At 32.8% G+C, this 13,599-nt stretch carries 13 protein-coding genes; 8 read left to right on the top strand and 5 right to left on the bottom strand.

All coding sequences use genetic code 11. The features are described 5' to 3' along the window. Positions 1-42: 42 nt before the first annotated feature. Entirely contained in the window at positions 43-573 is a 531-nt protein-coding gene (locus ABXT66_RS08555; protein ID WP_443643082.1) for a hypothetical protein, read from the bottom strand. Positions 574-684: 111 nt separating this feature from the next. Between ABXT66_RS08555 and pdxH the strand changes: the two genes are divergently transcribed. Next, positions 685-1,278, top strand: coding sequence for a pyridoxamine 5'-phosphate oxidase (gene pdxH, locus ABXT66_RS08550; RefSeq protein WP_443643081.1), 594 nt, complete (start codon positions 685-687; stop codon positions 1,276-1,278). Here the strand turns inward: pdxH and ABXT66_RS08545 are convergent. Continuing rightward, complete coding sequence (locus tag ABXT66_RS08545; RefSeq protein WP_443643080.1) at positions 1,259-2,542, bottom strand: MFS transporter; 1,284 nt, start codon at positions 2,540-2,542, stop codon at positions 1,259-1,261. The two genes, pdxH and ABXT66_RS08545, sit on opposite strands and share 20 nt — an antisense overlap. Before the next feature lie 150 nt (positions 2,543-2,692). Here ABXT66_RS08545 and ABXT66_RS08540 point away from each other — a divergent pair, with 150 nt between their 5' ends. The 5 genes from ABXT66_RS08540 (at position 2,693) to ABXT66_RS08520 (ending at position 7,789) form a co-directional block, all read left to right on the top strand. Further along, on the top strand, positions 2,693-3,880 hold the full coding sequence (locus tag ABXT66_RS08540) for a M20 aminoacylase family protein (RefSeq protein WP_443643079.1): 1,188 nt from the start codon (positions 2,693-2,695) through the stop codon (positions 3,878-3,880). Between the two features lie 40 nt (positions 3,881-3,920). Next, positions 3,921-4,181 carry a hypothetical protein gene (locus tag ABXT66_RS08535; RefSeq protein WP_443643078.1) on the top strand — a complete coding sequence of 87 codons (261 nt, stop codon included), beginning with the start codon at positions 3,921-3,923 and terminating at the stop codon, positions 4,179-4,181. Between the two features lie 117 nt (positions 4,182-4,298). Beyond that, positions 4,299-5,906, top strand: a complete 1,608-nt coding sequence (locus ABXT66_RS08530) for a SulP family inorganic anion transporter (RefSeq protein ID WP_443643077.1) — start codon at positions 4,299-4,301, stop codon at positions 5,904-5,906. Between the two features lie 82 nt (positions 5,907-5,988). After that, positions 5,989-6,468, top strand: a complete 480-nt coding sequence (locus ABXT66_RS08525; RefSeq protein WP_443643076.1) for a LexA family protein — start codon at positions 5,989-5,991, stop codon at positions 6,466-6,468. 1 nt (position 6,469) lies between these two features. Beyond that, positions 6,470-7,789 (top strand): Y-family DNA polymerase, encoded by a 1,320-nt coding sequence (locus ABXT66_RS08520; RefSeq protein ID WP_443643075.1) that lies wholly within the window; start codon positions 6,470-6,472, stop codon positions 7,787-7,789. Between the two features lie 12 nt (positions 7,790-7,801). Here the strand turns inward: ABXT66_RS08520 and ABXT66_RS08515 are convergent, their stop codons facing one another. Then, positions 7,802-9,007 (bottom strand): D-alanyl-D-alanine carboxypeptidase family protein, encoded by a 1,206-nt coding sequence (locus ABXT66_RS08515; protein WP_443643074.1) that lies wholly within the window; start codon positions 9,005-9,007, stop codon positions 7,802-7,804. 307 nt (positions 9,008-9,314) lie between these two features. Between ABXT66_RS08515 and clpS the strand changes: the two genes are divergently transcribed. Both clpS and clpA read left to right on the top strand, forming a co-directional pair. After that, positions 9,315-9,644: an ATP-dependent Clp protease adapter ClpS gene (gene clpS, locus ABXT66_RS08510; RefSeq protein WP_443644731.1), complete on the top strand. Its 330-nt coding sequence runs from the start codon at positions 9,315-9,317 to the stop codon at positions 9,642-9,644. Between the two features lie 2 nt (positions 9,645-9,646). Further along, positions 9,647-11,950: an ATP-dependent Clp protease ATP-binding subunit ClpA gene (gene clpA, locus ABXT66_RS08505; RefSeq protein ID WP_443643073.1), complete on the top strand. Its 2,304-nt coding sequence runs from the start codon at positions 9,647-9,649 to the stop codon at positions 11,948-11,950. 4 nt (positions 11,951-11,954) lie between these two features. Here clpA and ABXT66_RS08500 read toward each other — a convergent pair whose 3' ends face one another. Further along, positions 11,955-13,094, bottom strand: coding sequence for a GNAT family N-acetyltransferase (locus ABXT66_RS08500; protein ID WP_443643072.1), 1,140 nt, complete (start codon positions 13,092-13,094; stop codon positions 11,955-11,957). A 24-nt stretch (positions 13,095-13,118) separates the two neighbouring features. Then, the gene (locus ABXT66_RS08495) at positions 13,119-13,589 is read right to left on the bottom strand and encodes a RidA family protein (RefSeq protein ID WP_443643071.1); all 471 of its coding nucleotides are present in this window, start codon (positions 13,587-13,589) and stop codon (positions 13,119-13,121) included. Positions 13,590-13,599 lie beyond the last annotated feature (10 nt).

Genomic DNA, 13,599 nt, shown 5'->3' with positions numbered 1-13,599 from the left:
CCTCTTTTTAATATATAAATATATACATATATATATTAATCTTTAATTAAGAGAATAACTTATCTTCTTTGTTAAGGTTATTAAATCACCGGGATTATAAGATTTGTTACTAGTAAATGAGATAATTTCTCCATCTACTTCTACATTTAGTTTATAACCACTAACTTGTTCTGTAGTCTCAGTATAAAAAACTTTTTGAGTACGGCAAACTTCTTTTTCAACATAACTTTCATTTGCACCAGCTTTCTCGCTTCTAACAACTTCAGATCCAATTAATGCTCCTAAGGCAGTAGATCCTGATTTTCCTCCACCGGAACCAATTTGATTTCCAATAGCGCCCCCTATCAGAGCACCAATAAAATTATCTGCACCAAATTTTTGAGCATTTTGATTTACTGGAACTCTCTGAATTGAACATTTTTTTTCTTCTCTAGGCACTCTTTGGTTTGTGTATTTTTTGAGAACTTCAACTGATGATATAGATCCTGTCACTTGATAGAAATTTGTTTTAGAATAACCACTGCTTGAAAATAAAACGATCAATCCAAATAATAAAAAAAATTTTTTAGACATATAAAACCTTTCATAATTTCTTTAAACATTTCCAATTTTGAATATATTTATAAAATATGGCAAAATTAGTACTATATGTTAAAAATACAAAATTAAATTTGGAGACGATAATTGGAATTAGATAGAATAGTAGACCCAATCTTATTATTTAAAAATTGGTTATCTGAAGCAGAAAAAAATGAAATTAGAGATCCTAATGCTATGCAGTTAGCTACTGTATCAAAAAATGGAATGCCGTCTGTTAGAACCGTCTTGTTAAAAGATATTATTGATACATCTTTTGTTTTTTATACAAACTATGAAAGCCGTAAATCTAATGAAATAAATGAGACTGCTAAAGGTGCAATCTGCTTTTATTGGAAAAGTTTAAATCGTCAGGTCAGGTTAACAGGAAGTGTTAATAAAGTGTCTGATCAAGTGTCTGACAAGTACTACCAATCCAGATCAAGAGGCAGTAGGATTGGTGCGTGGGCATCTAAACAATCTAGAGAATTAGAATCTAGAGAAGTTTTGATGGAGAAGGTCAAATTATTAGAATCTAAATATGACGAAGACATACCTCGACCAACGTTTTGGGGTGGATTTGCTCTTAAACCTGATGAGTTTGAATTTTGGGAAGATGGTGATTTTAGGTTGCATGATAGATTTGTTTTGAAGCCAACTTCATTAAAAAATGAGTGGACTGCTAAGCGCTATTACCCTTAGAAGTTTCACCTTTATTTTTTCTTATTTCTAAAACACTCATAATAATAAATATTATATAACAAATTATAAGTAGTCCTAAAAATAAGCCAAATCCTGCTTGATATGCCTTTATTGAATACCCAGACTGTTTTCCTGGTTCAACTAATTGCATAATAAATCCAATTGTATATTGAGCTATAAAGGCCATCAAAAAACATATTAAGTTTATAGCTGTTGACGCGCGGGCAGCATAGCTAGTTGGAAAATGTTGACTAAGTCCAGCATATGCTAATGTAGCAGCTAATGATGTTATACTTAAGACAACCCAAGGCCATATAGCTTTAGGCATTATTCCAAATGTAATAATAGTTAAAGGTATAATAAAAACAAATAAAGCTCCACCCATTACACCAACTGGAGATATATTAAATTTTCTTAAATAGTCCGTAATTATTCCTAAAGAGGTGGTTCCAATTGTCATCATTATTGTTGAAATAAAGAGAATATTGGCAATTTCGTTTTTATTAAATTTACCTATATCTGAAAGCCAGGGTCCAGCCCATAATCCCAATATTGCAAGCCCAGTACCTCCAGCAATTCCAGACAATGGACCTATTCTCCAAAAAGCATAACTAGTATAAATGTGCTTTAATACTTTAAGAACTGGTAAAGGTTTTTCATTATAGTTATTTTCTTGTTTTTCTGGAACTACAAAAAAAATTAATATTCCAACAAAAATTGTAACAATTCCAATAAATAGATAAACACCTCTCCAATCAGTTATTTGTAAAGCCATTTCTAACGGTGTTGATGCTACAATAGCACCCATACCCCCTGCGGACATAAACAATCCTATTAAAAGTGGAAGTCTTTCTTTAGGAAACCAAACAGCAAAGGCTTTAAAAGCGGCCATTAAAGCACCTGAGACACCTAACCCAATCAATCCACGTGCCGTAACAAGTGACCAAACACCGTTTCCTAAACTAAATAATATAGCTCCTATAGCGGCTATTAAAAAAAGAACGCTTTGAACTTTTCTAGCGCCAAATTTGTCAAGTAAAACCCCTAGGGGTAATTGAAATAAGCCAAATGTTAAAAAATAAGCGGATGTAATTAACCCAAGCTGTTCTGCATTTAAGTTTAAATCATTACTTAAGTAGGGTGCTAAGACAGCATTTGTAGATCTATAAAGATAAGATAAAAAATACCCACACGCAAAAGGTAGAAAAATAAAAATAAATTTCTGTAAGTTTGTTTCAGGCAAAATATTATTAATCCATTTCATATTTCTAGGCTCCAAAAACAATAATTATTCAATTTATTTGTAGAAGATAAAGTTAAGTTCTTATAAATTAGCATATTAACTACTATCACGATAGACTAATGATTAGAAAATTGACCTTGTCTCTTAAAAGTCATTTATGAGGAGCATCATATGAAAGTATCCAATGAAATTTTAAACATTATTCCTGAAATTAAAACTTGGAGACATGAGTTGCATGCTCACCCAGAACTTGGATATGAAGAAAAATGGACTTCAGATTTTGTAGCAAAAAAATTACAATCTTTTGGTTTAGAGGTTCATAGAGGTTTAGGAGGCACTGGAGTTGTTGGAATTCTAAAAGGCCTAGATGCTAATTTAGGTGGTGGAGGTAATAAAGCTATTGGCTTAAGGGCTGATATGGATGCTCTGCCCATGACAGAAGAAAATAACTTTTCTTACAAATCTAAATTTGAGGGGCGAATGCATGCATGCGGGCATGATGGGCATACAGCTATGTTGCTTGGAGCCGCTAAGTTGTTGGCGTCAAAAAATAATTTTGATGGCACTGTTTATTTTATATTCCAACCTGCTGAAGAAGGTGGAGGTGGAGGTTTGGCTATGATAGAAGATGGATTGTTCGAACAATTTCCCATGGATAGCGTGTGGGGAATGCATAATTGGCCAGGAATGGATGAAGGTAACGTGGCTGTACATAAAGGTTCTGTAATGGCTGCTGCAGACAGATTTGAGGTTACTGTAAAAGGTAATGGTGGTCATGCTGCTATGCCTCAAGCAACAAACGATCCTGTTTTAGCAACTACAGCTATTGTTCAAGCCTTACAGCAAATAGTTTCGCGTAAACAAAATCCACTAGACGCTGTTGTTGTTTCAGTAACTCAAATCAATGCAGGATCTGGGTTTAATATAATACCTCAAGTCACAGATTTTATAGGCACCATTAGAACAGTTAGCTCTGCTACTAGAATAAATGTCCATAAACAATTCAAAGAGATATGTAGGGCGACAGCATTGGCCTATGGTTGTACAGCAGACGTTTCAGTTATCAAAGGTTATCCTGTTACGGTTAATAACATTGAATGTAGTGAAAAAGCAATTGAAGTTACTTCGAGTATATTTGGACCTGGTTCTGTAAAAACTAACATGGCGCCATCTATGGGCGCAGAAGACTTTGCTTACATGTTAGAAAAAATTCCAGGGTCATATATTTGGTTGGGAGCAGGTGAAGGAAAATCAGGTTGTATGCTTCATAATACAAAGTATGATTTTAATGATAATATTTTGCCGTTAGGTGTTACGTATTGGGAGCAGTTAGTGAAATCAGAGTTGCCGCTTAGATAATAATGGACTTATTCACGGTTTATTAATATATACTTAAATTATGAAAAATATTTTATTACTTATTGTTATTGCATCATGTGCTCTTGTAATCATAACTGTTTTTGCAATCAATTTATGGCTGCAAATGTCGGATGTCCAAATTAGTTATAATGGTTTAGTTGCTATTTTCGCAGGTGCTTTTTTTACTATATTATTAGGTGCCGGCTTAATGTCTTTAGTATTCTTTTCTGCTCGACATGGGTTTGATGAGCAAGTAGATCATGACTTAGAAAATTTGCTTGAGAGACATAAAGACTCTTAAGATTTAATAAAAATATAATTGTGATCCAATTCTTAAATTACGTTAATGGTTAAAATTTTGATATAATTAACCTAACTACAAAGGTTCATATTAAGATTAATAAATTAGGTTTTGATTATGCAAAAAATATTTAAAGAGTTATCACAAAAAATATCAGATTCCGAATTACAATTTTCTAATTTAAAGTTTTCATCACTCTTAAAATTCAAAACAGAAATTTTGGCAGGTTTAACTGTTGCATTGGCGTTAGTGCCTGAAGCTGTATCCTTTTCCTTTGTTGCTGGCGTACACCCCTTAGTCGGTTTATATGCAGCATTCATAGTTGGGTTGATTACTGCTTTAATAGGAGGTAGGCCTGGTATGATTTCTGGAGCGACGGGTGCGTTAGCTGTTGTAATGGTTGCGTTAGTTTCTCTGCACGGTGTTGAGTATTTATTTGCAACAGTAGTATTAATGGGTATTTTCCAAATTACAGCTGCCTTTTTAAGGTTAGGAAAATTTATCAGATTAGTCCCTTATCCCGTGATGCTTGGCTTTGTGAACGGTTTAGCAATTGTTATTTTTTTAGCTCAAATGTCCCAATTTCAAACAACAGACTTGTCTGATAGTAGGCAATGGATGGAAGGCCAAACCTTACTTGTTATGCTTCTACTTGTTATTACAACTATGGTAGTGATATGGGTTATGCCTAAGATAACCACTATTATTCCAGCGCCTCTGGCTGGTATACTTTTTGTAGCTACACTTGTAATATCGTTGGATATTGATGTTCCGCGTGTCAGTGATTTAGCTTCTATTAAAGGAGGGTTGCCAACGTTTCATATCCCTTTAGTTCCTCTTAATACTGAGACATTTATAATAATATTGCCATATGCTCTAATTTTGGCAACTATTGGTTTAATTGAAAGTTTACTAACTCTTAACTTAGTTGGTGATATTACGGGAAAGATTGGTGGTGCATCTCAAGAGTGTGTGGCACAGGGTATTGCGAATACTGTAACTGGATTTTTTAGTGGTATGGGTGGTTGTGCCATGATTGGTCAATCAATGATTAATGTAAAGTCTGGAGGACGCACAAGGATATCTGGAATTTCAGCATCTTTATTCTTACTTCTATTTATTGTAGTTGGTTCTTCGCTTATTGAACAAATTCCATTAGCAGCATTAGTAGGCGTTATGTTTATGGTAGTTATAGGTACTTTTGCTTGGCAGAGTATTATGGTTATTAGACGTATTCCAATGACAGATGTTGTTGTAATGTTAATCGTAACTGCGGTTACTGTTATTTATGATTTAGCTATAGCCGTTATATGTGGAGTTATTGTCTCAGCTCTTGCTTATGCTTGGAATAATGCAGTTCGTATCAGAGGAAACGTTAAAGTAGACGATGATGGTAATACCATCTATTATATAGAAGGACCGTTATTCTTTGGTTCTGTTCAAGGGTTTTCAGAAATATTTAACTTAGATACCGATACTGATATTGTTATCGTTGACTTTATAAACAGTCGTATTGTAGATCAATCAGCTCTTCAAGCAATAGAAGACCTTGCCGTTAAATATAAAAAAAGAAAGAAACATTTACAATTGAGGCATTTGTCAACAGATTGTCATTCACTTTTACGAAAAGCAGGACAACTAATTGTGGATGCTGATGATGATCCTAGTTATGGCGTTGCCGTCGATTATGGTGTAAAGCCAGGCGTTTTCGGTAAAACACATTAATTTTCACTTTTAACAGTTGACTTTATATTCAATATATAGGAGAACAAATCATGAACAAAATATTTTTGGAATAGAGGAAATAATGAATTTAGAAATAACTAAGCGAATATTAGCTCAAAATGGCCATTACGTAATGCCTTCTAAATTAGAAGTATTCAAACCATGTCTAAGTAAATCTCAAAATTTTCCCTTGTATAGTTCAAAGGTTTCGGCAGGTTTCCCGTCTCCTGCAGATGATAATTTAGAAAAAACGTTAGATTTAAACACTTATTTAATCAAGCGTCCGGCTACAACATTTTTTGTACGTGTTAATGGTGACTCAATGATTAATGCGGGGATTAATGATAATGATATTTTAGTTGTAGATAGAAGTGTTAAGCCATCACATGGAAAAGTGATTATTGCTGTTTTAGATGGGCAAATGACGGTTAAAAGATTATATAAACAATCCAATAAAATTATATTGATGCCAGAAAATGATTTATATCAACCAATTGAGATTAGAGACGACATGAATATGGAAATTTGGGGCGTAGTAACAAGTTCTGTTCACTGCCTATGACATGTATGGTTTAGTAGATTGTAATAATTTTTATGTTTCTTGTGAAAGAGTATTTAACCCGTCATTAAGAGGTAAGCCTGTTGTAGTGCTGTCGAATAATGATGGATGTATTATTGCCAGATCTAACGAAGCAAAAGCCATAGGAATTCCTATGGGTGCTCCATTGCATCTATACAAAACACTTATAAAACAAAATAAGATTTTTACTTATTCTTCAAATTATACCTTATACGGAGATATGTCTTCTAGAGTAATGAGTGTATTAAATTATTTTATTCCCAACATAGAAATATATTCTATTGATGAAGCATTCTTAAACTTAAAAAACTTTAATATTCAAAGTTTACAAGACGAGATGTTTAAAATTAGAGAGCGTATTTATCAATGGACAGGCATACCTGTTTCAATTGGAATAGGCCCTACTAAAACGTTGGCAAAACTAGCAAATAAAATCGCAAAAAAAAACTCATCTAATGGTATTTATATATTAACTGTTTCCACTCAATTAACACATATATTGAGCGATATGAAATTAGAAGATATTTGGGGAGTTTCAAAAGGATGGGGAAATAGATTAAGATCTATCGGAATAAATAACCCAAGGCAATTACAGCAAGCAAACCCTCGTCAGATAAGAACATTAATATCAGTTGTGGGTGAGCGCATTATTTATGAATTAAGAGGACAATCTTGTCTTGCTTTGGAAGAGGTGATTAATAAAAAATCTATCACTGTATCTAGATCTTTTGGTAACATGATTAATGATAAAGGCAGTCTTAAAAAGGCGTTAGCAAACTATGTAGCAAGAGCCGCAGAGAAACTACGTTATCAAGATAGCGTATGTGGAGGAATTTATGTTTTTATTAATACTAACCGTTTTAGAGAACGAGATTTACAATACAGTAATAGTGCAACAATAAACTTTGATGAGTTAACTGATAGTACAACCATTATAATTGAAAAATCTTTTAAGTTATTAGAAAATCTTTATCGCCCAAAATATAATTATAAAAAAATTGGAGTAACATTACTTGGATTAAAACAAAAGGATGATGGTTCTTCAGATAATTATATTATTCAAGGTAGTTTATTTATACATAATGCAGGTCAACAAATACATATGAGTAGATCATGTGATCGTATGAAACTAATAGATAATATAAATGCAAAAATGGGGAAAATGACAATATTTCATGGTTCTCAAGGAGTGATAAAAAACTCAAGAAATATAAAATCAGAGCCAGATAAATGGCGGATGCGATCTTGTTATAAGTCACCATTTTATACTACAAATTGGGATGATATATTAAAAGTATCTTAAAAGAATTTAATATTAAGAGTTGTTATTTGAAGGAAGTGGAATACAGCTCAGACCAGAAGTCCAAAGTTCCGCACAAACTGAACGAGCTTGATTTTCTGCTAACTCAACGAATCTTACACGCCATAAATATTGTAGATTATTATTAGTACTAGATTTAGTTATCTTGCTTAAAGAAGCAGGTAGGTTCCCCAGTTGCTCAGGTACAATATTCCTGGCATTACGAGCAGCTTTATGAGCATTTAACCTGTTTTTAAAGGCACCAATTTGTATAAACCAGTCCTCTTCTACATTATTTGGGATTATATTATTAATTATTTTAGGCGGTATTCTAAAATTTTTAATATTTTTTTCAGCCATCACAATTTTAGGGCGTATTTTTGGTAGCTCTGAAGGTTTTGCTATTCTAACGAGTGGTTTAGATAGGCTGGTTTTAAAGTACTTATTAAGTAGTGTAACCATATGCTTGTCTCTTGATCTTGCTTTTTTACCACCAAAAACAACACCAATAATTCTTTGTCCGTTTCGTTCTACGGAAGCTACAAGATTGAAACCAGAAGCATTAGTATAACCTGTCTTAATACCATCGGTTCCAGAATAACTACCTAATAAATTATTATGATTAGTATATTTAATACCTTTATAAATAAAAGATTTAGTTTTAAATAACTTAAAAAATTTAGGGTGATTTTTTCTAATTGCTATACCTAACGTTGCCATATCTCTTGCAGTAGATAGTTGCCCCTGGTTAGGTAACCCAGAAGCATTTCTAAATGTAGTACGTGTCATGCCTAATTTTTTAGCTTTTCTTGTCATTAATCTAGCAAAGTTTCTTTCTGATTTTCCTAAATTTTCTGCAATAACTGTTGCGACGTCGTTGGCGGATTTTGTTACTAAGGCAAGGATAGCGTTTTTTACGGTAATATTAGATCCAGCAGAAAGGTTTAATTTAGAAGGAGGTTGTCTTGTAGCGTGTTTAGAAACTTTAAACTTACTATTCATTGATATTTTTTTTGATTTTAATGCATCAAATACTAAATATAAGGTCATAATTTTAGTCAGAGAAGCAGGATAGTTACGGGTGTCGGCGTTTGCGTTATGATAGATTCTTTTAGTATTTTCGTTAATTATAAAAGAAGCGTACTTTGCATGCGCTGATGAAACACAAATCATCCAAAATACAGGCAAAAAAGAAATTAATTTAACATAGTTTCGAAACACTTATTATATCCAACCATAAATTAAAATAATTTATTAACATAAAAATCATTATTTGTAACTTAAAGTAAGCAAATATACACATTATATTGACAATTTTTTTAACAAATCACAATATTTAGTATAAAATCATTTTATTGTTTGTAACAATTAACTTTAAAAAATTATTAACTTAAACTTGTTGAATGGTTATGTCGTTCTTATATCATTAACATAAGGTCAAATCCAAAAGAGTATTAAGAAATCAATGGTTGATAATAAAATAAATTTAGATTTAACCCCTTTTGAGAAAGTAAGGTTATTATTTGTAATGAATAAAAATGACGATGAGAATAAAAATGATGATGTAGAAGGGAATATTAAGTTAGCAACGGACCCTCTAACAAAAATACCAGCTCTTTATAGAGTATTAATGATGAATGATGATTATACTCCAATGGAGTTTGTTATTGAGGTGCTAGAGAAATTTTTTCAGAAAAACAGAGAAGAAGCTACGCAGATTATGCTTCATGTGCATCAGAGAGGTGTAGGGGTATGCGGTGTATATGCATATGATTTAGCCGAAACAAAAGCTATGCAAGTGATGAATTATGCTCGTAAATACGAACATCCTTTACAAGTTCAATTAGAAAAGGAATAAAAATGCTATCAAAATCGTTGGAAGAATCATTAAGGCGAGCAATGACAAATGCATCTTCGTTAAAGCATGAATTTGCAACGCTAGAACATTTATTAAGTTCTTTGTTAGAAGACCAAGATGCCGTTGAAGTATTAAAAGCATGTTCCGTAAATATCAAAGTACTAGAAGAAGATTTAAACAAATATTTTAATGAAGAATTAAAAGCAATCATCTCGCCAGATGTTGATGTGGACACACAACCTACAGCTGGATTTCAGAGAGTTGTTCAGCGTGCAGTAATTCACACTCAATCTTCAGGAAGAAGTGAAGCTACTGGAGCTAATATTTTAGTTGCAATGTTTTCAGAAAGAGACTGTTATGCAGTGTATTTATTGCAAAAGCAAGATATGAAACGTCTCGACGCAGTAAGTTTTATGAGCCACGGCTTAGCTAAAGATCCTAACTATTCAAAATCAAGTTCCTCTTCTGGAGTTGATGATAAAACAGAAAACTTAGAAAATAAAAAAGCTGAAAAAGCATTAGAAAAGTATGCTGTAAACTTGAATGAAAAAGCAGCCGAAGGGAAAATAGATCCCTTGATAGGAAGACAAACTGAATTAGATAGAACTATTCAGGTTTTATGTAGAAGGACAAAAAATAATCCTTTATTGGTAGGTGACCCTGGTGTCGGAAAAACGGCTATTGCTGAAGGTTTAGCAGACAAGGTTGTAAAAGGTAATGTACCAGATGTTTTGCTGAATTCTGAGATATATGCATTGGATATGGGAAGTTTGCTTGCTGGCACAAGGTATAGAGGAGACTTTGAGGAACGTCTCAAAGCTGTTATGAAAGAGGTTGAATTAAATGAAAATGCAATTTTATTTATAGATGAAATACACACTATAATTGGTGCAGGAGCTACTAGTGGAGGTGCAATGGATGCGTCTAATTTACTAAAACCAGCTCTTCAAAATGGTGGGTTGAAATGTATAGGTTCAACCACTTATAAAGAATACAGAGGTTATTTCGATAAAGACAGAGCGTTAGTTAGAAGATTCCAAAAAATTGACGTTGCAGAACCCAATGTTGAGGACACCATTAAAATTTTGATGGGATTAAAATCAAAATATGAAGAACATCATAAATTAAAATTTACTAATATAGCTATTAAGACAGCAGTTGAACTGTCTTCGAGATATATTAACGATAGAAAGTTACCAGATAAAGCCATTGACGTGATAGATGAAACAGCAGCTGCACAAATGCTAAAAGCTAAATCTAAAAGAAAAAAAATAATTGGAAAAACCGAGATTGAAGAAACTGTTGCATTGATTGCTAGAATTCCTCCTAGAAACGTGTCTACGGACGATAGAAAAGCGCTATCAAAGTTAGAAGATGATTTAAAAAGAATGGTGTATGGACAAGACAAAGCCGTTACTGAATTAGTCTCGAGTATTAAATTATCGAGAGCAGGATTAAGAGAAGTTGAAAAACCTGTAGGTTCATACTTGTTTTCAGGTCCAACAGGAGTTGGAAAAACTGAAGTTGCGAGACAGTTAGCCGAAGCAACAGGAGTTAAACTCATAAGGTTTGACATGTCTGAGTATATGGAGAGGCATACAGTTTCAAGGTTAATAGGGGCACCTCCAGGGTATGTAGGCTTTGATCAGGGAGGACTTTTAACTGACGCTGTTGATCAAAACCCTCATTCAGTTCTTTTATTAGATGAAATTGAAAAAGCTCATCCTGATTTGTTCAACTTACTCTTACAAGTCATGGATCATGGTAAGCTTACTGATAACAATGGTAAATCGATAGATTTTAGAAACACAATATTGATTATGACTACAAATGCAGGAGCTCAGGAACTTTCAAAAGCAGCGATTGGTTTTAAACAGGAAAATCGAGAGGGTGCTGATACTGAAGCGATTGATAAATTATTTGCGCCAGAATTTAGAAATAGATTAGACGCTATTATACCATTTGGATATTTACCTTTAGAGGTAGTTAGAATGGTAGTTGATAAATTTATAATGCAACTAGAGGCACAGTTATCTGAAAAAGGTGTGTCTGTTGTTTTAAGTGACAAAGCAAGAGACTGGTTGGCTTCAGAAGGTTATGATAAAACATTTGGAGCTAGGCCTTTAGGAAGAGTTATTCAAGAACATATTAAAAAACCGTTAGCTGAAGAATTGCTATTTGGCAGGTTAGTTGATGGTGGCATTGTTAATGTTGACTTTTTAAAAAATAAATTAGTTCTTAAAACAGAAGGACCAAATAATAAAGATAAAAAGAATAAAAACAAGGGGACGCCTGAGTTAACATGATTTATTAATTCGAATAAGGGGAACCTTGTTGATTAATAACCTCGATTTGTTTGTTGATTTCGTTTGCTTCCATTTCTACAAAACCTCTAATAGCCTTATCAAAGGAATCGTTTTGAATATAGTGAGCACTATATGTAGAAGTTGCAATATAACCTCTTTGTATTTTATGATGACCTTGAGCTCCAGCCTCAACTATTTGAATTTTATTTTCAATTGCATATTCAATGGCCTGATAGTAGCAAAGTTCAAAATGCAAGAAAGGTACGTCTAATTTTGATCCCCAATTCCTACCATATAAAGTGTTCTCACCAACGAAATTTAATGCGCCAGCAATAATATCATTATTTTTCTTAGCTATGACTAATAAGATTTTGTTTTTCATACTTCGATTTATTGAGTAGAAAAAATCTTTTGTTAAATAAGCGCCTCCCCATTTTTTATCAATGGTACTTAAATAAAATTCATAAAAAGAGTCCCAGATCTTTACATTCAAAGCGTCTCCAGTTAAGCGTTCAATTGTTAGACCATATTCATTAATTTTTTTTCTTTCTTTTTTAATTGCTTTTCTTTTTGTACTTTTTAATTCACCCAAGAAATCATCAAATGATTGATACTTTTTATTATACCAGTGAAACTGAAGACCTTCCCTTTTTATCCAATTTCTTTTATTTAATGTATCACTTAGTTGTTTTGTAATAAAATTCATATGAGCTGAACTTAAATTATTATTTTTTACAAGTTGTTCGTATGTGAAAATTATTAATTTAAATATTTCATCATTTTTTTTTTTTTGAGGGCTTAACAAAATTCTTGGGCCCGTTGCGGGTGTAAAGGGTATAGCAGAAAGTAATTTTGGATAATACTGACCACCCGCATTTTCAAATGCATTTGCCCAACTATGATCAAAAATATATTCACCATAAGAGTGCATCTTCAAATAATTAGGTGATGCCCCAATTAAATTATTAGCCGCATTTTTAACTAAAATGTGTTTTGGCGTCCAACCAGTTTTTGTAGATACAGAGTTTGAAGTTTCTAATGCATTCAAAAATTCATATGATGTAAATGGATGATTACATATGTTTAATTTATTCCATTGATTCTTATCAATATTGCTTAAGCTTGAGGCTAATTCAATTTTCATTGTTGAGTTTTGTATTTGTAAATCTTAATCTTCAATCTCAAAAATACCATCAATCTCAACAGGAACATTTAATGGAAGAGCTGCTACACCTACTGCAAATCTAGAATGTTTACCTTTATCTCCAAAAATATTAACAATTAAGTCTGATGCACCATTTATTACCTTTGGCTGATCTGTAAAATTTGGAGCCGAGGCAACAAATCCACCCAATTTAACTACTTTATTAACCTTATCAAGATTGCCATTACAAGCAGCTTTCAGTTGGCTAAGAAGTGCTTTTGCGCACGCTTCAGACATTTTAACGGCATCATCAAGAGAAACATTATCACCTACCTTACCTTTTATGGTCAATTTCCCATCTATAAAAGGTAATTGTCCTGATATAAATACTAAATTATTAGTAATTACATAGGGTACATAACTTCCAGCTGGTACGCTTGCATCATCAAGTTCAATGTTTAATTCTTTTAATCTTTGGTCAATGATATTTGCCATTTCGTTTCCT

Origin of the sequence: Candidatus Levibacter sp. Uisw_134_01, assembly GCF_047717795.1 — a bacterium.
Taxonomy (GTDB): Bacteria; Pseudomonadota; Alphaproteobacteria; order Puniceispirillales; family Marisalimonadaceae; genus Marisalimonas.
The sequence above is the reverse complement of the archived record's forward strand: the minus strand, read 5'-3'. Positions and strand labels throughout refer to the sequence as shown.